The 23,608-nt window shown below is 73.5% G+C and carries 14 protein-coding genes and 1 pseudogene; 5 read left to right on the forward strand and 10 right to left on the reverse strand.

Going from position 1 to position 23,608, the window contains the following annotated elements:
* Positions 1–37: 37 nt before the first annotated feature.
* Positions 38–682, reverse strand: coding sequence for a hypothetical protein (locus JK361_RS21900; RefSeq protein ID WP_201820929.1), 645 nt, complete (start codon positions 680–682; stop codon positions 38–40).
* A gap of 184 nt (positions 683–866) precedes the next feature.
* Entirely contained in the window at positions 867–3,320 is a 2,454-nt protein-coding gene (locus JK361_RS21905) for a type I restriction-modification system subunit M/S (RefSeq protein ID WP_201820931.1), read from the reverse strand.
* A gap of 188 nt (positions 3,321–3,508) precedes the next feature.
* On the opposite strand from JK361_RS21905, the gene JK361_RS21910 reads away from it, so the two are divergent.
* Together JK361_RS21910 and JK361_RS21915 are read left to right on the forward strand one after the other, a co-directional pair.
* Positions 3,509–4,198 carry an Rv1352/Rv1906c domain-containing protein gene (locus tag JK361_RS21910; protein ID WP_201820934.1) on the forward strand — a complete coding sequence of 230 codons (690 nt, stop codon included), beginning with the start codon at positions 3,509–3,511 and terminating at the stop codon, positions 4,196–4,198.
* 129 nt (positions 4,199–4,327) lie between these two features.
* A pseudogene (locus tag JK361_RS21915) lies at positions 4,328–4,507 on the forward strand (hypothetical protein); the annotation flags it as partial.
* A gap of 39 nt (positions 4,508–4,546) precedes the next feature.
* On the opposite strand, the gene JK361_RS21920 reads toward JK361_RS21915, so the two are convergent.
* Together JK361_RS21920 and JK361_RS21925 are read right to left on the reverse strand one after the other, a co-directional pair.
* Entirely contained in the window at positions 4,547–5,290 is a 744-nt protein-coding gene (locus JK361_RS21920) for a GNAT family N-acetyltransferase (RefSeq protein ID WP_201820936.1), read from the reverse strand.
* Positions 5,291–5,364: 74 nt separating this feature from the next.
* Positions 5,365–6,081, reverse strand: a complete 717-nt coding sequence (locus JK361_RS21925; RefSeq protein ID WP_201820938.1) for an HNH endonuclease family protein — start codon at positions 6,079–6,081, stop codon at positions 5,365–5,367.
* Positions 6,082–6,445: 364 nt separating this feature from the next.
* On the opposite strand from JK361_RS21925, the gene JK361_RS21930 reads away from it, so the two are divergent.
* Complete coding sequence (locus JK361_RS21930; protein WP_201820940.1) at positions 6,446–7,312, forward strand: SDR family NAD(P)-dependent oxidoreductase; 867 nt, start codon at positions 6,446–6,448, stop codon at positions 7,310–7,312.
* A gap of 295 nt (positions 7,313–7,607) precedes the next feature.
* Here JK361_RS21930 and JK361_RS21935 read toward each other — a convergent pair whose 3' ends face one another.
* The 4 genes from JK361_RS21935 to JK361_RS21950 all read right to left on the reverse strand — a co-directional run bounded on the left by JK361_RS21935 (position 7,608) and on the right by JK361_RS21950 (position 15,550).
* Positions 7,608–7,964 carry a MerR family transcriptional regulator gene (locus tag JK361_RS21935; protein ID WP_201820942.1) on the reverse strand — a complete coding sequence of 119 codons (357 nt, stop codon included), beginning with the start codon at positions 7,962–7,964 and terminating at the stop codon, positions 7,608–7,610.
* A 64-nt stretch (positions 7,965–8,028) separates the two neighbouring features.
* The gene (gene mfd, locus JK361_RS21940; protein WP_201820944.1) at positions 8,029–11,559 is read right to left on the reverse strand and encodes a transcription-repair coupling factor; all 3,531 of its coding nucleotides are present in this window, start codon (positions 11,557–11,559) and stop codon (positions 8,029–8,031) included.
* A 572-nt stretch (positions 11,560–12,131) separates the two neighbouring features.
* Entirely contained in the window at positions 12,132–14,714 is a 2,583-nt protein-coding gene (locus JK361_RS21945) for an ABC transporter permease (protein WP_201820946.1), read from the reverse strand.
* Complete coding sequence (locus JK361_RS21950; protein ID WP_372448728.1) at positions 14,711–15,550, reverse strand: ABC transporter ATP-binding protein; 840 nt, start codon at positions 15,548–15,550, stop codon at positions 14,711–14,713. The genes JK361_RS21945 and JK361_RS21950 overlap by 4 nt, the downstream gene beginning before the upstream one ends.
* Positions 15,551–16,402: 852 nt before the next feature.
* On the opposite strand from JK361_RS21950, the gene JK361_RS21955 reads away from it, so the two are divergent.
* On the forward strand, positions 16,403–16,840 hold the full coding sequence (locus JK361_RS21955) for a DUF485 domain-containing protein (RefSeq protein ID WP_236053415.1): 438 nt from the start codon (positions 16,403–16,405) through the stop codon (positions 16,838–16,840).
* Positions 16,837–18,495: a sodium/solute symporter gene (locus tag JK361_RS21960; RefSeq protein ID WP_201820952.1), complete on the forward strand. Its 1,659-nt coding sequence runs from the start codon at positions 16,837–16,839 to the stop codon at positions 18,493–18,495. The genes JK361_RS21955 and JK361_RS21960 overlap by 4 nt, the downstream gene beginning before the upstream one ends.
* A gap of 16 nt (positions 18,496–18,511) precedes the next feature.
* Here JK361_RS21960 and JK361_RS21965 read toward each other — a convergent pair whose 3' ends face one another.
* Together JK361_RS21965 and JK361_RS41355 are read right to left on the reverse strand one after the other, a co-directional pair.
* Positions 18,512–19,399, reverse strand: a complete 888-nt coding sequence (locus tag JK361_RS21965; RefSeq protein WP_372448729.1) for a cellulose-binding protein — start codon at positions 19,397–19,399, stop codon at positions 18,512–18,514.
* A 524-nt stretch (positions 19,400–19,923) separates the two neighbouring features.
* Positions 19,924–23,607 (reverse strand): SUKH-4 family immunity protein, encoded by a 3,684-nt coding sequence (locus JK361_RS41355; protein ID WP_372448730.1) that lies wholly within the window; start codon positions 23,605–23,607, stop codon positions 19,924–19,926.
* Position 23,608: the final 1 nt, after the last annotated feature.

Consider the following 23,608-nt stretch of genomic DNA (forward strand, 5'->3'; position numbering starts at 1 on the left):
TCGTACCGGCCGGCGACGACACGTCCTGTCGCCACGGTCACCGTCCGCCCTCGTGGCCGTCCTGCCTGCGCAGGTAGTCGCTCAACTCGTCCAGCTCGGCCCGCACCTGGTCGATCCGGGCGGGCGCGGGACGCTGCGGCGGCGGGGTGGTCAGCGGGGGCTGGGGCCCGGTCGTGTGCGTCATCGGGGGCGGCGTGTGCGGCGTGACCGGGGGCGTCGGCGGCACGGTGGGTGTCCCGTGCGTGGCCGGCGGGATCGGCACGGTCGTCGCGCCGTACGGGTTCACGGGCGCCGGGTAGCCGTACGCCGGGGCCGGGTGCTGCGCCCGGTACGCCTGCTGCTGCAACAGGTAGTGGCGGGTGTCCGCGGCGAGGTAGTACGCGATCGTGCCCACGAGCGTGCAGAGCAGCAGCAGGAGGCCCAGCCAGCCGCCCGTGGTGTGGATCTCGTCGCCCGGTTCGACCGCCACCAGCGTGATGCTGAGGATGTCGGCGGCCAGCACCGCCACGAACAGCCCCCAGTCCCGCGACCGGCGCGTGACGACCGCCAGCCGCAGCATCATCGCCCAGGCCATGAACCCGATGGTGAGGAATCCGAGCGCCACGAACAGCACACGCAGGAAAACCAGCCACGCCGTGTGCGGCGGCTGCTTCACCGGCTGTCCGTAGCCGTGGCCTTGCATGGCTGCTCCCGATGCCTGAAATGGGCGTACGTGCCCGCCCGGCGCGGTCCGCGGGGGCGGACAACGCCGGGTGTGCGAATGTCGCTTCGAGCATATGGCCCGGCGGGGACACGCGGTCCGGGTTGTACCGAACCGTTGTCCGGTGACCGGAACGGGATCAAAAGGATCAGCGGGACCAACCAGGTCAGTCGGGCGCGACCGTGCCGTCGGTGAGCCCGTCGTACATCCCGCGCACGAGCTGCTCCCCGAGCCGGCTCGCTTGCCTGAGCGCCCGCTCGAACTCGTCGAGTGCTCGGAAGCGCGCGCCGTAGCGCCGCTGTTCCTCCAGCGGGAGCCGGGGCAACTGGAGGCGGCGCACGTCCAGCCGGGTCGCCGTGGAGGCGTAACTGCTGGCCTGCCGGTTGTTGGCGGTACCGCGCAGGAACCCGGCGAGGAACCACGGGTCGAGGGCCGTGCGATCGGGGCGCAGAAGCACGAGGTTGCGCCCCAGGGCGGCGCCTCCCGTCGCGTCGTCGATGACGCGCGCCACCGAGCCCCCGCCGAGCACCGGTACGACGACATCGCCCGGCTCGGTCAGGACGGCCTCCTCCTCGCTCTCGGGCAGCGTGCCCGAAGGTGCCGTTCCGGCCAGCACGTCGTGGTCGGTGAGCACCGGCACGCGCGCGTGGCCGCCGTTTCCGCCGGTGCGCATCACCAGCGCGCCCCCGCGCGCGAGTTCACCGACGGTGGTCAGCGGCCAGCGCACGGGCGGTGCCGGGTCGGCGGGGGGCGGGGTGAGGTCGGCGGTCAGCCGCAGGGTCGCGCCCAGGCGCTCGCGCACCTGCGTCAGCTGCTCCGCGCCGTCGGCGACCGCGGCCGGCGGCAGATGACGGGCGGGAGCGAGGTCCACATCGTCGTCGAGGAGTTCGATGACCGGCAGCGAACGGGCGAGCCCCGGCCGCTCCGCCAGCCGCCCCTCGCGCGCGAAGGAACGCCAGGCGTCCAGCACGGCCTCCCGCACCGCGGCCCAGTCCGGACCGCCCCGCCCCTCCCCGGCGAACCGCCCCGTGTCCACGAGCAGCACCTCGGGCGTGGCCGGCGCGCGGTCCGGCCGGCGCAGCACCCACAGGTGCAGCGGGATGTTGTACGGCGGTGCCGCGCCGACCGGCAGCGCGACGACGGCCCGGAGCGCGCCCCGGCGCAGCAGGTCGGCACGGATCCGGCGCCCGGAACGGCGGGACGCGGTGGCCGGCGGCATGAGCAGCACGGCGGTGCCGCCGTCGGCCAGCCGGGCCAGCGCGTGCTGCACCCAGGCCAGCTCGGACTCGGTGCGCGCGGGGAAGCCGTACTCCCAGCGCGGGTCGTAGGCGAGTTCGTCGTGGCCCCAGTTGCGCTCGTTGAACGGCGGATGGCACAGCACCGCGTCGGCGCGCAGCCCCGGGTGCGCGTCGGCGCGCAGCGTGTCGCCGGCGGCGGCGCGCACGGTGGCCCTGCTGTGCAGCGCGAGCCGCAGCGCGCTGAGCGCGGCGAGTTCCGGGGCGCCGTCCTGGGCGTACAGCTCCTGCTCGGGGCGGGCGTCCACGGCGCGCAGCAGGGCGCCGGTGCCGCAGGCCGGGTCCAGGATGGTACGGGCCGGGCCGGCCAGGTCGGCCATGAGACCGGCGAGGTCGGCCGGGGTGAGCGTGTACTGGCGGGGGTTGGCGTCCAGGTGCCGGCCCAGCAGGAACTCGAACGTCTGCCGGGCTCCGGCCTCGGCGGCCAGCTCGGCGGCGCCGCGCAGGAGGGGGGCGGAGGGCAGGAGCTGGGGGCCGGTGGGGGTGGGGACCGCGGGAGTGGGGGTGGCGGGGGTGACCGAAGGGGACGAGGCCGCCGCTGCCGCCGATGCCGCCGGGGTGGCCGCAGCGGCATGGGCGGCATCGACGGCATGGGCGGCCTGTCCGGTCGATGCGTTCTGTGTGGTCCCGGAGGATTGGGGGGTGACTGCGGCTGCGGTGGGGTGGGCGGCGGCCGATGCGTCGTGAATGGTCGGTGCGGTGTGAACAGCTGGCGGGGTGTTCACAGGCGGTGAGGTCGGTGAGGAGTTCACAGCAGGCGCCGTGAGTGCCGCGTTCACACCGGTGACGTCGGCCGCGGAATTCACACCCGGCGTCTGAGGCGTCGGATTCACACTGCCGCCTTCGCCACCCGTGTTCACGGGAAGCGGTCCGTTCACAGCCCCCACGGCACGCCGGGACGGACCGTCGGGCACCGTGCCGCCCGGCGCACCGCCGAAGCGCGGCGTCAGCACCTGGTCCAGCGCGCCCGGCAGCATCGCGGCCAGCCGTGCGTCGGAGCCGGCGCTCGCGTCCAGCCAGACGGTGGGCCGCTCATGGATCAGCAGCAGCACGCAGCCGGTGTGGACCAGGGCGGTCAGCGGGCCTTCCGGGTGGCCGGCGAGCTGCTGCCAGACGCGTTCGCGCAGCGGGACCTCGGCGAGTTTGCCCTGCTTGCGCAGCCAGGCCTCGACCTCGGCGAGCGCGAACGACGGGCTGCTCTCCGTGCCGCCCACCGGCTTGGGGAAGTCGGCGTGCCGGCGCCGCCAGTTACTGACAGCGGCACGGCCCACTCCGGCGAGCCGCGCGATTCCGGCCGCGGTCACCTCTGTCGCGTTGTCCTGCACCGGCCCCGCTCCCCTCGTCCCGTGTGTGCACCGAGCATACCGGCGTGCACAGGACTCATGGATTCTCGAGCGTGTACTGATCTTAATGCGTGAACTGTGTTGACTCGGTTCACAGGCTCTGCTCTTATTGACCCAGCGAACGAGCGGCCACCGAGGGGGAGGCCGCCGCATTCGGGGAGGGTTTCGTCATGGGTATGAAGGCCAAGGTCGCGCTCGGTGCCGTCGTGGGAATCGTCGTCATCGGGGCCGTGTCCGCGAACGCCGGCAGCGACGGCAAGGACGGCGGTTCCGGCGGCGGCGGCAAGGGCTCTTCGGCGTCGGCCCAGCACAAGTCCGGCACCAAGAAGGACTCGGGGAGCGGCAAGGCGGCCGAGGAGAAGAAGGCCGCCATCGCGGGCGACGGCGAGTACCAGGTCGGCTCGGACGTGAAGCCGGGGACGTACCGCACGGCCGGCAACACCGACGACATGTGCTACTGGGAACGTGCCAAGGACGCCTCGGGCGAGATGGACTCCCTGCTGGCCAACGACAACGTCAGCGGCACGAGCTACGTGACCGTCAAGGCCAGCGACAAGATCTTCAAGTCCAGCGGCTGCAAGGACTGGGAGGCCGTGGACCCGAAGGCGAAGGGCACGCCCGCGTCCTCGATGGACGGCGACGGAGGCATGTTCAAGGTCGGTACGGACATCGCGCCGGGCACCTACAAGTCGACCGGGAACGCCGACGACTCCTGCTACTGGGAGCGCACGAAGGACGCCGACCACGGGCTGAACTCGATCATCGCCAACAACAACGTCAGCGGCACGGCCGTCGTCACCATCAGCCCGTCGGACGCCTACTTCAAGACGAACGACTGCGGCGACTGGAAGAAGGCCTGACCCGTCCGCTCGTCCCCGGCGCGGGACCGCCCCGCGCCGGCCCCGGGCCGGCCGCCGACGCCGCCCCGCCACCCGCGCCGTCACGCGTCCCCGCACCCCGGCGCACCGCACCCGCCGCACCGGACCGAACTCGTCAGGACCGGCGGCACCGTCTGCATGAAGTACGACGAGGCCTTCCTGCGGGCCTAGAGCGAGGGCGAGTCGAAGGCCGACACGGACGCGGCCGTGGCGATGCCGGCCGGGACGTGGACCAAGATGTCCGGGAAGGGGCAGGACGCCAAGGAGATCGCGGGCTTCTGCGACCTGGACGCGCCGGGCAGCTGACGCCGGGCCGGGGCCGGCGCGGGGTCAGAGGGGGCGCCGCATCCACACGTTGGGTTCGACGTAGACGGCGTACCCGCGGTCCGGTTCGCAGCGGACCGGGGCCAGCGCGCCGGGCACCTCGACCTCGCCCGCGGTGTCGAAGGGCAGCCCGGTCCAGCGCCGCCACTCCTCCAGCGAGCCGGTCACGGTCATGGAGGCCGTGGCGATGGAGTCGATGGTGGCGCCGGCCCGGGCGTGGACGCGCAGCCACGGGTCCTCGGGCAGTCCGTCGGCGCGGACCCGGTGGGCGTACTCGGTCATCGGGGTGCGCGGTTCACGGTGCTTGGCGTTCGGGCGGACGGGGGCGACGACCTCGCGGAAGCCGCGGGCGCGGGCGTTGTCCCGCATCGCCGAGAGCATGACGCCGGACAGGCCGTGGCCCTGGGCGTGCGGGGCGATGGTGACCGAGATGGCGCTCACGGTGTCCGGGCGGGTGCCGCGGCGCAGGTCGGCGAAGGCCCACGCGAGGACCTGGTCCCAGCCCCGGGCCGGCAGGGTGCGCCGGCCCTCCACGTCGAGGGCGAACGGCACGCTGTAGGCGTGCGCGACGACCTGGCCGTGCTCGTCCTCGGCGAACAGCGCGTAGTCCGGCAGTTCGGTGGGGATGCGACCGTAGTGGGTGTTGCCCACGGGGTCGTTGGTGACGAACTCCGGCCATGTGTCGACCATGCCGAGCACCGCCGGCAGCCGGTCGGGCCGCTCGGCGAGGCTGCTCACCCTGATGTCCATGACGGTCACGGTAGGCGGAACACACCGGGCCCGGTAGCGATTTACCCAGGGTGTCGCCTGCTCGTACGAGCAGGTCAGCGGGCCCGGAAACGCTCGGGTGCCTTGGTCGGGCTGCCGCCGGTGGGGAGCTTCTGGGCCGGGCAGGCGGCGAGGACCTTCTTCATGGCCGACTGCTCGGCGGCGGTGACCCACAGGCCGTACTTCTTCTTGACCGCGACCTGGGCGGCGACATAGGTGCAGCGGTACGCCTTGTCGGGCGGGAGCCAGGTGGCCGCGTCGCCGTCACCCTTGCCTCGGTTGGTGCTCGCGTCGACCGCGATGAGGTTGAGCGGGTCGTTGGCCAGGGCTATGCGCTTGCTGGGGTCCCAGTACTTGGCCCCCTTCTGCCAGGCGTCGGAGAGGGCGACGACGTGGTCGATGTCGACCTGGCTGCGGCCTCGCCGGTAGGTGATCTCCTTGCCGGAGTAGGGGTCGGGCTTCAGCAGGCCGTACGAGACCTTGCAGGTGCCGCCGGTGAACTTCACCTGCTTCAGATCGCGTTTGAGTATGTCGTCGCGGGTGTCACAGGAGTTGGAGTCGGTGTCCGCCCAGGCGGATCCGAAGCGGTCACGGGAGTAACCGGTCTTCGACGCGCGCCCCTTGACGGTCAGTGAGCCGGCGGCGGCCAGGGCCGCGCCCCCGCTTCCGGTCCGCTGCGGGCCGGAGGTCCCCTCGGTCTGGTCGGCCGTGCATCCGGTCACGGTGACCAGCACGGCCACGGCGGTGGCAGCTCCGTCCCTCAGACGCGTCACGGTACGTCCTCCTTGCTCGCCCGGCCCGCCCCTCACGTGCGAGCGGAGTGTTCCACTCTCCACCGTAACTTCCCTCTGTCGGCGGGCAGATAGAGCGCAAAGGGTTGTTTACGGGGCAAGGCAGGCGCATCGGAGGGGATATGAGGCCGCGCAGGGGGGCACGAAAGGTGGGAGGCCGCCCCGCGCGCCGCCTCCGCAGCCCCCCTGGCCCCGGGAAACCATCACCTGCGGGCCCGTGAGTCTGCGAGCCCGTGAGTCCGCGGGCCCGTAAGTCTGCGCGCCCGTGAGTCTGCGAGCCCGCGAGCCCCTAGACCTGTGGGCGGACTTGACCTTGTCACTGGCGGCAGGGTCCGACGATCCCGGCATGAGCGAGAACAGCCCCTCCCAAGCCGGCCTCTCTGAGACCGACCGCCCCCGGACCAGCCCTTCCCGGACCGGCTCCTCCCGGACCAGCCCTCCCCAGACCAGCTCCTCCCAGACCGGCTCCTCCCGGGGGCCCCGTACCGTCCTCGTGACCGGCGCCGGCACCGGTATCGGACGGGCCACCGCCCGCGCGTTCGCCGCCGAGGGCGCCCGGGTCGTCGCCGTCGGCCGCCGGGCCGCACCCCTGGTCGAGACCGCCGAAGGGCACCCCGGGATCACGCCGCTGACCGCGGACCTCACCGCCGAGGACGGGCCCCCGCAGGTCGTACGGGCCGCACTGGAGTGGTACGGCCGGCTCGACGTGCTCGTCAACAACGCGGCCGTCGTCACCACCGACTCCCTGCGCGGCTACACGCGCGCGTCGGTACGGCCGCTGCTGGATACCAACCTGCTCGCGCCCGTGCTGCTCACCCAGGCCGCGCTGCCCGCGCTGGAGGAGAGCCGGGGCGTCGTGGTGAACGTGACGACCTCGGTGGGCCAGCGGGGCTGGCCCGGCAACTCCCTGTACGCGGCGGGCAAGGCGGCGCTGGAGGTGCTGACCCGCAGTTGGGCGGTGGAACTGGCGCCGCACGGCATCCGGGTGGTCGCGGTGGCCCCGGGCGCGATCGAGACACCGATCGCCGACCACTCCGGGCTCACCGCCGAGCAACTGGACGGCCTGCGCAAGTGGCAGCTCGACCACACCCCGCTCGGCCGGATCGGCCGCCCCGAGGAGGTCGCCTGGGCCATCACCGGACTCGCCTCGCCGCAGGCGTCGTTCGTGACGGGGGTGGTGCTGCCGGTGGACGGCGGCGCGGTCGTTGCCTGACCGCCGGCCTCCCGGAACCGCCCCCCGCCGGGGCGTGCCACCGGTGACCGACCTTCCGGTGCACAGACGCCGGAGCGTGCCACCGGCGACCGACACCTCCGGTGCACACGCCGGAGGGTGCCACCGGTGACCGGCACGAGACCGGCAAACCTCGTAGACCCGAGCCCGGAGTACCGGAGCGGGGCAAACCGACGACCGGAGCCCGGGCATACCAGAGCGGGGTCAACCGAGGGCCGAAGCCCGGAAGTTCCGGTGCGTTTGGGCGGGGCCCGGAGGGCCGAGGGTCCCGGGGCCGTCAGGCAGTCCTGTCCGCCTGGCTCAGTGCGGCCGCCAGTCGGTCCCGGACCGCCGTCTGGGACGCGATGCGGGCGTCCAGCACGGCCAGCCGGTCCCGGGCGACCTCCAGCCCCTTGGCGGAGGCGGGGCCGGCGGTCACGTCGCCGTCCAGGCAGGGCAGGAACACCCGTACGTCGTCCAGGGTCAGCCCCGCCTCCAGGAGCCGGCGGATGTTGCGGACACGGACCGCCGCACGGGCGTCGTACGCGCGGTAGCCGTTGGCGGCGCGCGCGGACGTGATCAGGCCCTGCTGCTCGTAGTGGCGCAGGGCGCGCGGTGTCGTTCCGGTCGCCGCGGCCAGCTCACCGATCCGCACGCGCGTCCCGCCCCCTGCCCCTGCCCCTGCCCGTGTTGCTCTCCCTGCCCCCGCCCATCGGACGCTAGCTCAGGACCGAGGTGAGGAACTCGCCCACCCAGGCCAGCAGTTCGCGGCCGACCAGCGGCTTGCCGCCGACCTTCGCGGTCTTCGGGCGCGGGACCAGCACCTGGTGCACGGCGGGCTTGATGACCGTGCCCGGGTAGAGCCGCTTGACCCGCAGCTCCTGCGATTCGCGCAACTCCACCGGGGCGAAGCGGACGTTGGTGCCCTGAAGGACGATCTCGCCGACGCCGCACGCGCGGGCGAGCATCCGCAACCCGGCCACCAGCAGCAGGTTCTCCACCGGTTCGGGCAGCTTGCCGTAGCGGTCGGTGAGTTCCTCGCGGACGGCCTTGACGTCCTCCTCGGAGTTCGCGGAGGCGATGGCCCGGTAGGCCTGGAGGCGCAGCCGCTCGCCGGGGGCGTAGTCGTGCGGGACGTGCGCGTCGACGGGCAGCTCGATCTTGACCTCGAGCGGCGGCTCCTCCTCGGCCCCGCCGGTCTCCAGCTGGCGCCGGTAGTCGGCGACCGCCTCGCCGACCATGCGGACGTACAGGTCGAAGCCGACGCCCGCGATGTGCCCGGACTGCTCGCCGCCGAGCAGGTTGCCCGCGCCGCGGATCTCCAGGTCCTTCATCGCGACGTACATGCCGGCGCCCATCTCGGTGTGCTGGGCGATCGTCGCCAGGCGCTCGTGCGCGGTCTCCGTCAGCGGCTTCTCCGGCGGGTACAGGAAGTAGGCGTAACCGCGCTCCCTGCCGCGGCCGACGCGGCCGCGCAGCTGGTGCAGCTGGGAGAGGCCGAAGTTGTCGCCGCGCTCGACGATGAGGGTGTTGGCGTTGGAGATGTCGATGCCGGACTCCACGATCGTGGTCGACACCAGTACGTCGAACTTCTTCTCCCAGAAGTCGACGACGACCTGCTCCAGCGCCGACTCCGACATCTGGCCGTGGGCCGTGGCGATGCGCGCCTCGGGGACGATCTCGCGCAGTCTCGCCGCCGCGCGGTCGATGGACTCGACCCGGTTGTGGATGTAGAAGACCTGGCCCTCGCGCAGCAGCTCGCGGCGGATGGCCGCGCCGATCTGCCTCTCCTCGTACGGACCGACGAAGGTCAGCACCGGGTGCCGCTCCTCCGGCGGGGTGGTGATCGTGGACATCTCGCGGATGCCGGTGACCGCCATCTCCAGGGTGCGCGGGATCGGGGTGGCCGACATGGTCAGCACGTCGACGTTGGCGCGGAGCTTCTTCAGCTGCTCCTTGTGCTCGACGCCGAAGCGCTGCTCCTCGTCGACGATGACCAGTCCCAGGTCCTTGAACTTGGTCTCCGAGGCGAACAGGCGGTGGGTGCCGATGACGACGTCGACCGCGCCGTCCTTCAGGCCCTCCAGGACGGCCTTGGCCTCGGTGTCGGTCTGGAAGCGGGAGAGCGCCTTCACGTTCACCGGGAACTGCCCGTACCGCTCGGAGAACGTGCCGAAGTGCTGCTGCACCAGCAGGGTCGTGGGCACGAGGACGGCGACCTGCTTGCCGTCCTGTACTGCCTTGAAGGCGGCGCGTACCGCGATCTCGGTCTTGCCGTAGCCGACGTCGCCGCAGATCAGGCGGTCCATCGGGACCGACTTCTCCATGTCCTCCTTGACCTCGGCGATGGTGGTGAGCTGGTCGGGGGTCTCCGCGTAGGGGAAGGCGTCCTCCAGCTCGCGCTGCCAGGGCGTGTCGCCGCCGAACGCGTGGCCGGGGGCGGCCATGCGCGCGCTGTACAGCTTGATCAGGTCGGCGGCGATCTCCTTGACGGCCTTCTTCGCGCGGGCCTTGGTCTTGGTCCAGTCCGCGCCGCCGAGCCGGTGCAGGGTGGGGGCCTCGCCGCCGACGTACTTGGTGATCTGCTCCAGCTGGTCGGTCGGGATGTACAGCCGGTCGCCGGGCTGGCCGCGCTTGGCGGGCGCGTACTCGACGACCAGGTACTCGCGGGTGGCGCCCTGCACGGTGCGCTGCACCATCTCGATGTAGCGGCCGACGCCGTGCTGTTCGTGGACGATGTAGTCGCCCGGCTCCAGGGTGAGCGGGTCGATGGTCTTGCGGCGGCGGGCCGGCATCCGGGCGCCGTCGCGGCCGGCGGCCTTCTGGCCGGTGAGGTCGGTCTCGGTGAGGACGGCGAGCTTGAGCGCCGGGTCGACGAAGCCGTAGTCGATGCAGCCGCAGGAGACGTGGACGACGGACGGGCTCAGGTCGCCGAGATCGACGTCCAGGCGGGCGGCGATGCCCTCGCCGCCGAGCACCTCGACCGTGCGTGCGGCGGGGCCGTGGCCCTCGGTGACGAACACCGTGCGCCAGCCGTCGGCGAGCCAGCCCTTGGTGTCGGCGAGGGCACGCGCGGTGTCGCCGCGGTAGGTCTCGGGGGCGTGCATGCCGAGCTTGAGGGTGTCCGCCTCGAGTTCGAGATCGGCCGCGAACGGCGACACCGACCACCACATCATGTCCAGCTCGCGCGCGCGGTCGCGGACGTCGGCGATGGACCACAGGGAGGCGGCGCCGACGTCGATCGGGGCCTCACCGCCGCCGGCGGTGGCGGCCCAGGATGCCTGGAGGAACTCCTGCGAGGTCGCCACGAGGTCGGCGGCGCGCGTGCGGACCCGCTCCGGGTCGCAGACGACGGCCATCGCGCCCTTGGGCAGCACGTCGAGCAGCAGCTCCATGTCGTCGACGAGGACCGGGGCGAGGGATTCCATGCCCTCGACGGCGATGCCCTCGGCGATCTTGTTCAGCAGTTCGCCGAGTTCGGGGTGCTCCTCGGCGAGGGCACGCGCGCGTGCGCGGACGTCCTCGGTCAGCAGCAGTTCGCGGCAGGGCGGGGCCCACAGGCCGTGCTCGGCGACTTCGAGGGAGCGCTGGTCGGCGACCTTGAAGTAGCGGATCTCCTCGACGTCGTCGCCCCAGAACTCGATGCGCAGGGGGTGTTCCTCGGTGGGCGGGAACACGTCCAGGATGCCGCCGCGCACGGCGAACTCGCCGCGCTTCTCGACCAGCTCCACGCGCGCGTAGGCGGCGGCCGCGAGGGCTTCGACGACGTCGTTCAGATCGGCGCTCTGGCCGGTCCTCAGGGCTACCGGTTCCAGGTCACCGAGGCCCTTGACCTGCGGCTGGAGGACGGAGCGCACGGGCGCGACGACGACGGAGACGGGGCCGGTCTCGGGGTCGTCGGGGCGGGGGTGGGCGAGGCGGCGCAGGACGGCGAGGCGGCGGCCCACGGTGTCGCTGCGCGGGCTGAGCCGCTCGTGCGGGAGGGTCTCCCAGGAGGGGTACTCCACGACGCCCTCTTCGGGCAGCAGGGAGCGCAGGGCGGCGGCCAGGTCCTCGGCCTCCCGGCCGGTGGCGGTCACCGCCAGGACCGGTCGGCCCGCCTCGCGGGCCAGGGCGGCGAGGGCGAAGGGCCGGGCCGCCGGGGGGCCGACGAGGTCGACGTGCATGCGGTTGCCGTCCGTCGCCGCCGTGATCGCTTCCGCGAGGGCGGGGTCCTTGATGACGGCGTCGAGCAGACCGTGCAGGCTCATGGAGGAGGCTTTCCGTCCGGGTGTGGGCAACGCGAACAGCCCGACGCGGGTGGCGGGCCGGGGGTCTCCAGCCTACGACGCCGGGCCGGGCGGTGCCGGAGGCTGTGGACAACCTCCGCCGTTCGGTGCCCTGCGCTGCCGTCGCCCCTCCGGGGCTGCGCCCTGGACCGGCGCCCACCCGGCACCCGACGTGAACCACCGGGGCCCCCGCTGCACGCGCCCCGGCGCCGGAACCGCGCCCGCCCGCACCCCGTTCGGACCGCCGAGCCCCCCCCACAGCACACACGGCGCACATGGCACGCACAGCACACGCAGCAAAGAACCCGGCGCCAGGAAGTCCCCCAAGACTCCCTGGCGCCGGGTCGTCCCCCGCAACCCCCGTGTGCGGTGGGCCCCGGCCCGGCCCGGGCCTCGGCCCGGGCCGGGCGGCTGCTCCGTCGCGACGGCGCTCGGCCAGTCCGCGCGATGACGTTCGGCCACTCCCTCGCGACGGCGTTCGGCTGATCCGTCGCGACGGCGATCGGCTGATCCGTCGCGATGGCGATCGGCTGATCCGTCGCGATGGCGATCGGCTAATCCGTCGCGATGGCGTTCAGCACGTTCATCCGGCCTGCCCGGAACGCCGGGACCAGCGCGGCGAACAGGCCCACGAAGGCCGAGCCGATGAAGACCCCGGTGATCGTCGGCCAGGGGATCTCCAGGACCTTCAGGCCCTCCAGGGCGAGGAGCTTCTGGGCGGTCGCGCCCCAGCCCATGCCGAGGCCGAGGCCCAGCAGGGCGCCGAAGACGGCGATCACCACGGACTCCAGGCGGATCATGCGGCGCAGCTGGCGGCGGGAGAGGCCGATGGCCCGCATGAGGCCGATCTCCCGGGTCCGCTCGACCACGGACAGCGCCAGGGTGTTCACCACACCGAGGATCGCGACGATGATCGCGAGCGCCAGCAGGCCGTAGATCAGGTTCAGCATCTGGCCGATCTGGTCCTTCAGCTCCTGCTTGTAGTCGGTCTGGTCGCGCACGGTGTACTGCGGGAAGTCGTCGTGCAGCGCGGCCTTGAGGGCCTTGTACGCGGCGGCTTCCTGCCCGTCCTTGGCCGTGGCGAAGACCAGGTCGTCGAGCGGCATCCGGTCGGCCGGCACGTACCGGGCCGCGGTGGCGATGGACGTGTACATCGCGCCCTTGTCGATGACGGTGTCGTCGCTGGTGATCGCCCGGACCGTCAGCTTGGCCGTCCTGCCGTCCGCGAAGTCGACCGCGACCGTGGAGCCGAGCTTCAGGTGGTGCTTCTTCGCGAAGCCCTCGAAGACGGACATCGAGTCGGGCTCGTAGGCGTCGGCGAGGCTGCCGGCGACCGTCTCGGTCCGCAGGTCCTTCGGGTAGGTCGGGTCGGCCGCGTTGATCGTCTCGCCCTCGGAGACACGGCCGTCCGGGGTGGTCAGGGTCGCGTCCAGGAGCTTGTACTCGGTGACCCGCTCCAGACCCGGCGCGCCCTTGATCGCGTGGACCGCCCGCGCGTTTATCTCCTTGCCGTTGTCGTCCATGATGATGAAGTCGGCGCCCACGGTCTTGTCGAGCTGGTCGGTGGCGGAGGCCACCATGGAGGAGCCGACCACCGACAGGCAGGCCACCAGGGCCAGGCCGATCATCAGGGCGGCGCCGGTGGCGCCGGTGCGGCGCGGGTTGCGCAGCGCGTTGCGCTCGGCCATCCGGCCCACGGGGCCGAAGATCCGCAGGATGACCGCGCCGAGGACACGGACCAGGCCGGCCGCGAGCAGCGGGCCGATGACGACGAAGCCGATCAGGGTGAGCACCACGCCCAGGCCCAGCCAGCCGGAGCCGGTCTTGGCCTTGTCGGCGGTGGCGGCGGCGTACAGGCTCCAGATGCCGGCCGCGGTGAGGAGCAGACCGATGACGGCCCGGACGGCACCGGCCCTGGCGTCGGCCGGGGCGCCCGCGTCGCGCAGGGCGGCCATCGGGGAGACCTTGCCGGCGCGCCGGGCGGGCAGGTAGGCGGCGAGGACGGTGACGACCACGCCGAGGAGCAGACCGAGGGCGGGGGTGGTCCAGGCGACGGTCAGGTCGTCCGTGGACAGGTGCATGCCCATCAGGCCCATGAGCTTCATCAGGCCGATCGCGATGCCGACACCGGCGCCCACGCCGAGAGCGGAGCCGATCACACCGAGCAGCAGCGCCTCGATCAGCACGGACCGGTTGATCTGCTTGCGCGAGGAGCCGATGGCGCGCATCAGGCCGATCTCGCGGGTGCGCTGGGCGACCAGCATGGAGAAGGTGTTGATGATGAGGAAGATGCCGACCAGGAAGGCGATCCCGGCGAAGCCGAGCATCGCGTACTTCATGACGTCCAGGGAGCTCTGGACGTCCTTCTGGTTGGCCTCGGCGACCTCCTTGGCGGTCTGCACCTTGTAGCCGTGCCCGAGGGCGGCGGTCACGTTCTGCTTCAGCTGCTCGTCGGTCACGCCCGCGGCGGCGGTGACGTTGACGTTGGTGTAGACACCGGTCCGGCCGACGAGGGTCTGCTGGGCGGTCTTCGTGTCCAGGTAGAAGATCGCCGCGCCGGGGTTGGTGACCTTGAAGGCGGCGATGCCGGACACGCGCGCGTGGTGCGTGTCGACGGCCGTGATCACACCGATCTCGTCACCGAGCTTCAGGTGGTGCTTGTCGGCGGTGTCGATGTCGACCATCACCTGGTCCGGGCCCTTGGGGGCCGTACCGGAGGTGATCTCCATGGTGCGGGCGTCGTTGCCGTTCCAGCTGCCGACGATGGTGGGCGCGCCGCTGCTGGGCGACAGCTTGTCCTTGTCGCCGTCGACGACGGTCACCGAGGTGGAGAACACCGTGCCCTCGGCCGACTTCACGCCCTCGGCCTTGCGGACCGCACCGAGGACCGAGGCCGGCACGACCGGCGGCTTGCCGGTGCGGGAGGTGGTCTCGCCGGTGTCGGAGGCGTTCTTGGCGCTGACCGTCACGTCCGAGGACGTCGCCTGGAACAGCTTGTCGAAGGTGGTGTTCATCGTGTCGGTGAACACCAGCGTGCCGCACACGAACGCCACCGACAGCAGCACCGCCGTCGCCGACAGCGCCATGCGCCCCTTGTGCGCGAAGAAGTTGCGCAGTGAGGTCTTCAGGACGGTCATGACGTGCGCCCCCGGGCGTCGAAGTCCTTCATGCGGTCGAGGACCTGATCGGCCGTCGGCTGGTACATCTCGTCGACGATCCGGCCGTCGGCGAGGTAGAGGACGCGGTCGGCGTAGGAGGCGGCCACGGGGTCGTGGGTGACCATGACGATGGTCTGGCCGAGTTCGTCCACCGAGCGGCGCAGGAAGCCCAGGACCTCCGCTCCCGCGCGGGAGTCGAGGTTTCCGGTCGGCTCGTCACCGAAGATGATCTCCGGGCGGGCGGCGAGCGCGCGGGCCACGGCGACACGCTGCTGCTGGCCGCCGGAGAGCTGGGTCGGCCGGTGCTTGAGGCGGCCGGCGAGCCCGACGGTCTCCACGACCCGGTCCAGCCAGGCCCGGTCGGGCTTGCGGCCGGCGATGTCCATGGGGAGCGTGATGTTCTCGATCGCGTTCAGCGTGGGCAGCAGGTTGAACGCCTGGAAGATGAAGCCGATCCGGTCCCGGCGCAGCTGCGTGAGCTTCTTGTCCTTCAGGCCGGTTATCTCGGTCTCGTCCAGGTAGATCTGACCACCGGTCACGGTGTCGAGGCCGGCGAGGCAGTGCATCAGCGTGGACTTGCCGGACCCCGAGGGGCCCATGATGGCGGTGAACTGGCCGCGGGCGATGTCCACGTCGACGTGGTCCAGGGCGACGACCCGGGTCTCGCCGGACCCGTACGCCTTCACGACCTGCCGCGCCCGCGCGGCAACGGCCGTGCGCCCACCCGTCACCCGGCCGCCGCCCCTCATCGAGGCGCTCCGCGCCGCGCCTTCTGAATCGCCCCCGTGCCCGGGAATGGTCACAGCCGAAGTCACGGTATGTCTCCTATGTCGGTCGGCAAGTCGATGGTGGTGATGGTGGTGTCCCGGTGCGCCGGGACGTCGTCTTGGGTACGTCGATGAGTCTCGCGGTCGGCGGGGCTGCCGCGCGCTGGTGCGAAGCCCCGTCTTTCCGGGGGGCTAACCCCACCCCCACCGGTGCGGCCCGCCCCCGCCGGCGCGGCCCGCCGCCCCCCTCAGCGACGTAAAGCCAGGTTAAGGAGCGAGCCCGGCCGGTCTCGTCCTCCGTCGGGACGAACCCTCCCCGAGCCGTAGTACGGAGGTACCCCTAGGAGTGCTCCACCGTCGGGTGGAGCCGTTCTCGGGGTCGCCTCCACCCTTCGGTGCGGCAAGGCTCCACCCTTCCGTCGCGTCAGGGTCAAGCCGCGGCCCCGCGGGAAGCCGTCGTCCCGGAGCCGGGCGCAGGGGGACACTGGGGCGGCTTGCGGCGGGAAGCACGGGGAGGGGTGTGCGGTGGAAGTGGAACGGCGGGCCGCGGAGCCGATCACCCCGGGGAGGCGTACCGCCCGGCTGAGGCGCGCAGCCGTCGGTTAACGCGGGTATCACCCCAGGCCGGACCCGTTGTCGCGCAAGTAAGCGCATACCGACCGGCCAGTTCGGTGAAAACGCCGCGCACCCCGGGCTCCCCGAGTAGCGTGCATGGCTCAGTTCCCCACCTCCCTGCGGTCCGCCGCCACGGACCCGAGCCACGCAAGGAGCCCCGGGATGTTCCACGACCCGCCGCGCCCGTCGTCCCCGCACCACCGGCCGTCCCCTCCGCAGCCCTCGCGACCCTCCTCCCCGACGTATCCGTCGCAGCCGGCACACCAGCCGTACCCGTCACAGCCGTTGCAGCCGCCGCACTCGACGTACTCGTCGCAGCCGCCCTACCGGTCGCACCCGCCGCAGCCGACCTACCCCTGGCAGCCCCCCGAACCCCCCGAGCCCCTCCGCCCGGCCCGCCGGCCGCCCCGCGAACCCCTCGGCCACCACAGCGACCTGCGCGTACTGCGCAGGGCCTACCGCTGGCAACGGCGCACCGCCACGCTCACCGCGCTGGGCTACTTCACGCTCTTCCTCGTCCTGTCCGCGTACGCGCCCGGCGTCATGACGAGCACCGTCGCCGACGGCATCCCGGCCGGCCTGCTGCTCGCCCTCCTCACGCTCCCCGTCACCTGGCTCGCGATCGCCCTGTACGAGCACACCGCGCGCCGGCACGTCGACCCGCTCGTCGACCGCATCCGCAGGCAGACCGAACTGGACGCGCGCCGTGGAGCGGTGCGATGACCGGCGCGCTGACCGGCGCCGCCGGCTCCCCGCCCGGCGCGGGCTTCGCCGGCTTCAGCGACTCCGCCCAGGCCATGTCCCTGGTCGCCTTCTCCACCGTCGCCACGGTGACCCTGCTGCTGTGCGTGATGACCGGCCCCGACCGGGACGACCTGGCCGAGTTCTACACCGGCTACGGCTCCCTGTCCCCGCTGCGCAACGGCCTCGCCATCGCCGGCGACTACATCTCCGCCGCCACCGTCCTCGGCACCAGCGGAGTGATCGCCCTGTGCGGCTACGACGGTGTCGTCCTCGCCCTCAGCACGACGCTGTCGCTGATGCTGCTGATGTTCCTGCTGGCCGAACCTCTGCGGAACGCGGGCCGGTTCACCATGGGCGACGCGCTCGCCCGCCGGCTGCCGGGCCGCTGCGTGCGCGCCACGGCCTGCGCGGTGACCATCGCCGCACTGCTGCCGCTGATGCTGGTCCAGCTGGCCGGTACCGGGCAGCTGATGGCGTTCATCCTCGGCTTCACCAACGAGTCCCTCAAGACGGGGTGCGTCGTCGGCCTCGGCGCCCTGATGATCGCCTACGCCGCGATCGGCGGCATGAAGGGCACCGCGCTCATCCAGATCCTGAAGATCGTGATGCTGGTGGGCACCGGCGCCGTCGTCGCCGTCCTGGTCCTGCGCCGCTTCGACTGGGACCCGGGCGGCCTGTTCACCGCAGCGGCGCACCGGAGCGGCACCGGGCCCGCCTTCCTCCGCTCCGGCCTCCAGTTCGGCACCACCCCCGCCGCCCGCGTCGACATGATCGCCTCGGAACTGACCGTCGTGCTCGGCGGCGCCTGCCTGCCGCACGTCACCATGCGCATGTACACCGCCTCCAGCGCCCGCCAGGTACGCCGCTCCCTGTCCTGGGCCGTGTCGCTCGTCACGCTGTTCGTGCTGGTCATCACGGTGGTGGGGTTCGGTGCCACGGCACTGCTCGGGCGTACGGCGATCTCCGCGGCCGATCCGCAGGGCAACACCGCCTATCTGCTGGGCTCGCGCGCGGTGTTCGGCGCCGGCGTGTCCACGGCGGAGACCTTCCTGTTCACCATGGTCACCACCGCCGTCTTCCTGACCCTGCTCGCCTCCGTGGCCGGGATGATCCTCGCGTGCGCCAACTCCCTCGCGCACGACGTGTTCGCGGCCCGGGTCCGGGAGATGACGGCCCGCCGCGAGATGGTCCTGGCCCGCGTCTCGGCACTCGCCATAGGGGTGCCGACGATCCTGCTGGCCACCATGGTGCAGCACTACAGCCTTCAGCCGCTGGTGACGCTCTCCTTCTGCCTGGGCGCCTCCGCCCTCGCTCCCGCCCTGGTCTACGGCCTCTTCTGGCGCCGCTACACCCGCGGCGGGGTGCTGGGCACGCTGATCGGCGGCTCGGTGACCGTCCTGCTGCTCATGCCGGGCACCAAGCTCGTCTCGGGATCGCCCGTATCCGCGTTCCCGGGCGCCGACTTCAACTGGTTCCCGTTCACCACCACCGGCATCGTCTCCATCCCGGCCGGCTTCTTCTTCGGCTGGCTGGGCACCGTGCTGTCGGGCCGCGCGAAGGCGGAGCGGCAGCGGCGCCAGTACGAGGCGGTGGAGGGACGGATCCTGGCGGGGGCGGCGACGAGGGGAAACTGACGCCGCGTCCGCCGCGCTACTCCATGGCCACTCTGCCGGTCAGCGAGATGAGGCTGTCGCGCACGGAGTCCATGTGGGCCTGCACCTCGTCCCAGGTGTCGCCGTGCTCACGCAGCACCTGTTCCGTCTCCAGGGCGATGCGCTCCTCCTGCTCGCGCGCGTCGGCGATGATCTCGGCGGCACGCGCGCGTGCCTCCTCCTGGGAGGTACGCGTGAACTCCTCGGCCTCGCCGCGTTCGCGCTCGGCCTCGGCCAGCGCGGCCTCGGCGCGGCGCGCCCGTTCGGCGTGCCGGGCGTCCAGCACGGCCGCCTGCTCGGCCTCCTCGCGTTCCGCCGCGGCCCAGCGCCCCGCGTACTCCCGGGACTGCTCGGCGAGCATGCCGGTGGCGCACTGGCGCGCCTCGCGCACCGCGGCGAGCGCCTCTCCGCGCCCCGTCTTCATGGCGCGCCGGGCGCCGACACGGACGGCCTCGGCCTCGGCCTGCGCGGCGAGGAGCGTCTGCTGGGCGAGTCCGTCGGCCTCCGCGCGGAGGGCGGCCGCCGCCTCCCGCGCCTCCTGATGCAGGCGCTCGGCGTCCTCCTCGGCCTGCGCGATCCGCTGCCGGGCTTCGCGCCGCGTGCGTTCCAGGAGGTCCGCCGCCTCCTCCCGCACGGCCTCGAAGAGACGCCGCGCGCCCTCCCCGAGCGTCTCGTACGTCTGCGGCTGGAGCTCCGCGACGGCCTCGCGCAACCGTACGGCGTCCGCCTCCATCTCCTTGGCGAGCACGGTCAGCCGGGCGGCACGTTCCCAGGCGGCGTCCCGGTTCTCGGACAGCGCCTCCAAGTACGCGTCGACCTGGTCGGGGCGGTAGCCGCGCCCCCGGACGGTCACGAAGCCGTGCGGCGGCATCGATGCGCTGCTCACCCTGGGGACTCCTCTCCACCGGACATACACGACAGGATGATTTCGCGCATATCTTGATGGATCGGACTAAGTGTTCATAACGCGACACTCCGCAGTCGCGTCACGTTCGGAACGTCGCAGCTCGCCATCGGCGTGGCGGACGCGGACGCCTGGGAACGCTCCCCCCGCACGAGTGACGCCGGTGTCCCGGACGGCGGCCGGCACGCCGACGGCACACGGGAGGCCGGCCGATGCCGGACCGGACCCCGCGGGAAACACCTCGGGCCCGTCACACGGGGGAGACGCCTGAAGCCTTCACGCGCGGGAGACACCTCGAGCCTGCACGCGCGCGGGAGACGCCTCAACCTGCACGCGCGCGGGAGACGCCTCACCTTCCGCTTTCACGCGCGCGGGAGACGCCCGGACTCCCTGGCGCACGCGGGAAACGCCTCGGGCCCTTCACGCGCGCGCGTGAAGGGCCCGAGGACGCGCCCCGCCCGGCCGGGCGGGGCGCGCGCGCTACAGCACCCCGGGACGGATGCGTCCTACAGCAATCCGTCCCACATCTGCTCCAGCAGCACCGACCACCAGCTCTCCGGCGAACCGAGCGCCGCCGGGTCCAGCGCGGCCAGCTGCGCCTGGAAGTCGACCGTCCAGCGGCCCGCCTGCTCCTGGTTCAGCCCGTACCGCAGCCGCCACATCCGGCCCAGCAGCGCCAGGCACCGCACGAACTCCGGCAGCCCGCTGTTCACGAACTGCGGGGGCACCGGCGCACCACCCGGGCCCGCCTCCACCGGGACGGCCACGATGTTCGCCGTCCCGTACTGCACACAGAGCGCCCTGCCGAAGTCGGTGCCCATGACGAGGTACGACCCCGCGTCCGCCGCCGGCTGCACCCCGCGCTCGGCCGCCAGCTCCGCCAGCGTCGGCACCGGGCGGCCCGGCTGGGCCTGCGCCCAGAAGAACGGGCCCATGTCCAGCGGCAGCCCGGCCACGACCAGCGTGTGCGCCACGATCGGCGGCACGCCCTGCCGGGACACCGCCTGCTGCTCGAACCGGAACACGCCCGGCCCGAACGCCGCCGCCAGCTCCTGCGCGATCCCCTCCGGCGGCACCGGCGGCACCGCCTGCACCGGCGGCAGCGGAGCCCGCACCGGCGCCGGCCGCGCGGGACCGTCCGCCACCTGGTGCAACTCGCCCTGGTGCGCCAGCAACTGGTGCATGCCCTGCTGCCGGCTCGCGTGGTCCGTACCGTACGGCGCGATGCTCGTGATCCGCGCCTGCGGCCACTGCTCGCGGATCATCCGCGCACAGTAGGCACCCGGCAGCTCGCACGACTCCAGCTCCGTGTGCAGCTCCAGCACCTGGTCCGGCGGCACGTTCATGGCCCGCAGCTCGTGGAAGATCTGCCACTCCGGGTGCGGCGTGCCCGGCGCCGAACGCCGGATCAGCTGCTGCTCGGAGCCGTCCTGCGCGCGGTAGCGCAGCACGGCCTGATAGCCCGGGCCGACCGTCGGCTGGCCCTGCTGCGGATACCCGTAGGCCGGACCCTGCCCCGGCACGGGCGCGCCCGGCGGAGGCATCGCGCCGGCCGGCATCGGCGGCGTGGCGCCCGGAACGCCCGGGGGCATGCCCGGGCCGCCCGGCATGCCGAGCGCGCCGGGGGCGGGCGGCGGCGGGGGCGCGCCGGGTCCGGCCACCGGCGGAGCGGACAGCACGGTCTCGGCATGATGCACGGCCCCGCGAGCACCGCCCGCGGCACCCGGGACACCGGGCGCGCCAGGGGCACCGGGCATGCCGGGGGCACCCGGCGACTGCGGGGCGCCGGGGGCTCCAGGAGCGCCGGGGACGCCCGGAGGCTGCGGGGCTCCGGGAGCGCCGGGAGGCTGCGGGGCGCCCGGCGCGGGAGGCATGCCCGGGGCGCCCGGGGCCGCGGGGGCACCGGGCGGGTTCGGCATGCCCGGGGCGCCCGCCGCGCCCATCGCACCGGGAACACCCGGGACGCCCGGCGGCTGCGGCGCGCCGCCCAGCCGGCTCGGGTCGGCCAGCACCGTGGCCGCGTGGTGCACGCCGCCCGGCGGCGTACCGCCCGGAGCGCCCGGAGGCGCGGCAGGAGGATGGGCGGCGCCCGGAGCGTTCGGCGCGCCCGGCGCCTGCACCCCGTCGGTACCGCCCGGACCGGCCTGCGCGTTCGCATCGCCCGGCACCTCGAGGCCCTCCGGCCCGAGCGCCGACACGAGTTGCGTCGGCACGTATCCACCCGCCGGCGCACCCGGTGCCGGCGACGGGGTCGCACCCGCCGGACGCGCGCCCGGCGTGCCGGGAGCGCCCGGCGGCGGAGGCGGCGCACCCACACCACCGCGCGCCTTCCTCGGCGGCGGAGCCGCCTTGCTCGTCGCGGCGTCCGCGATGTCACCGGCGCCCGGCGCGAGCGGCCGCGCGCCGGGCGCACCCGGGCCCGCCGGAGGCTGCGGCGCGTTGGGCGCACCGTCCGGCCCCTGCGGATAGCCGTACCCGGGGGCACCCTGCGGAGCACCGGGCCCCTGCGGGTAGCCGTACGACGGAGCGCCCGGCGGCGGAGGCGGCGTACCACCCTGCGAGGCACCCGGCGGCGGAGGCGGCGTGCTGCCGTGCGGGGCACCCGGCGGAGGGGGCACGGCGCCCTGGGGAACACCCGGCAAAGGCGTGCTGCCCTGGGGAACTCCCGGCGGAGGCGGCGTGCTGCCCTGCGGGGCACCCGGCGGGCCGGGGGCCGCGGGAGGCGCGGGCGGAGTGCCGTGCGCCGGAGGGTAGGGCGCGACGCCCGCCGGAGGTGTGCCCGGGACCGCCGGCGCGTGCGGATGGCCGTAGGCCGGCGCACCCGGTGGGGGCGTGCTGCTCTGACCGGCGCCCGGGGTCCCCGCAGGAACGGGCGCACCGGGCGTGCCGGGCGCACCGGGCGTGCCGGGTGCACCGGGCGTGTGTGCTCCGGGCGTGTGTGCTCCGGGCGTGTGTGCTCCGGGCACACCGCCCTGCGCGCCCGGGGTGAAGCCCGGCGTGCCCGACACGTCGAGCGCCGGTGCGATCGCCGTGGCGGGCAGCCCGCTACCGCCCGACATCAACGCCGTCGGAGCGTCCGGCGCGACCGCCGGCGGGCGCGCCACATCGTCCAGGTCACCGAGCGGCGGCGCGAACACCGTCGCGGGCAGCGGCACGGAGCGGTCGTCCTCACCGGATTCCGCGTTCGTGTCGGTGCCGGCCCAGGGCGTGGCGCCCGAAGGCACGTCCGCCGGAGCGGGCGCCCCCGGCGCGGCGCCGGCACCCGCGCCGCCCGGCGCACCGCCGGTGCCGGAAGCCCCGGGCACACCGAAGGCGCCCGGCGCACCAGCACCAGCACCAGCACCAGCACCAGCACCAGCACCAGCGTGCGCCCCGCCTGCCGCACCCGCGGGCACACCGGCCTGCGTCTCGGCCAACCCGCCTCCGCCGAAGGAGGCGCCACCCGGCGCCGTACCAGCGGCAGCGGCCTGACCCCACTGCGCGGCGCCACCACCGGCACCAGCCGCGCCACCACCCGAAGCCGGCCCACCGACAGAAGCCGAGCCCCCGCCGGAAGCAGGCCCACCACCCGAAGCCGGCCCACCGACAGAAGCCGGGCCTCCGCCGGAAGCAGGCCCACCGCCCGAAGCCGAGCCCCCGTCAGAAACCGCACCCGCACCCTGAGCCGCACCCGGCGCCACACCTGACCCCGCACCCGGAGCCGGGGCCGACCCCGCGCCCTGCACCGCACCGGCCGCCGCCCCCGGCGCCACACCCGACCCCGAAGCCGGCCCAGTCGAAGCCGCCGCCGTGTCCTCCGGCCGCCGGTCACCCAGCCCCAGCTTGTCCGCGGCCTCCTGCAACCACTCCGGAGGCGTCAGCAGGAACGACGTCTGATTGAGGTCCAGACGGGCAGGAGCAGGCGCCGGAACCGCATCCTGCGGCTCGACGGCCCCGCCGTACTCCTCCTCGTACCGGCGGATCACCTCACCCACCGGCAGAGCCGGCCACAGCGTCGCCTCCCCGCTGTCCCGGGCGATGACGAGCCGCTGGCCGCCCGCGTCCGAACGCGGACCCTCCGCCCGGTCCTCACCCCACACCACGAACCCCAGCTCGAACTCACGCACCCGCACCTCACGGTGCTGGTACGCGGGCACGTCACCGTTGATCCACTCCTCGGCGCGCTCCTGCGCCTGCGCGTAGGTCACCATC

Source organism: Streptomyces musisoli (assembly GCF_016741855.1).
Classification (GTDB): domain Bacteria; phylum Actinomycetota; class Actinomycetes; order Streptomycetales; family Streptomycetaceae; genus Streptomyces; species Streptomyces musisoli.

Coding starts and splice junctions, on each gene's coding strand:
- JK361_RS21900 (WP_201820929.1), bottom strand. CDS start 682: ATGCAAGGCCACGGCTACGGACAGCCGGTGAAGCAGCCGCCGCACACG.
- JK361_RS21910 (WP_201820934.1), top strand. CDS start 3,509: ATGGGTATGAAGGCCAAGGTCGCGCTCGGTGCCGTCGTGGGAATCGTC.
- JK361_RS21920 (WP_201820936.1), bottom strand. CDS start 5,290: ATGGACATCAGGGTGAGCAGCCTCGCCGAGCGGCCCGACCGGCTGCCG.
- JK361_RS21930 (WP_201820940.1), top strand. CDS start 6,446: ATGAGCGAGAACAGCCCCTCCCAAGCCGGCCTCTCTGAGACCGACCGC.
- mfd (WP_201820944.1), bottom strand. CDS start 11,559: ATGAGCCTGCACGGTCTGCTCGACGCCGTCATCAAGGACCCCGCCCTC.
- JK361_RS21945 (WP_201820946.1), bottom strand. CDS start 14,714: ATGACCGTCCTGAAGACCTCACTGCGCAACTTCTTCGCGCACAAGGGG.
- JK361_RS21960 (WP_201820952.1), top strand. CDS start 16,837: ATGACCGGCGCGCTGACCGGCGCCGCCGGCTCCCCGCCCGGCGCGGGC.
- JK361_RS41355 (WP_372448730.1), bottom strand. CDS start 23,607: ATGGTGACCTACGCGCAGGCGCAGGAGCGCGCCGAGGAGTGGATCAAC.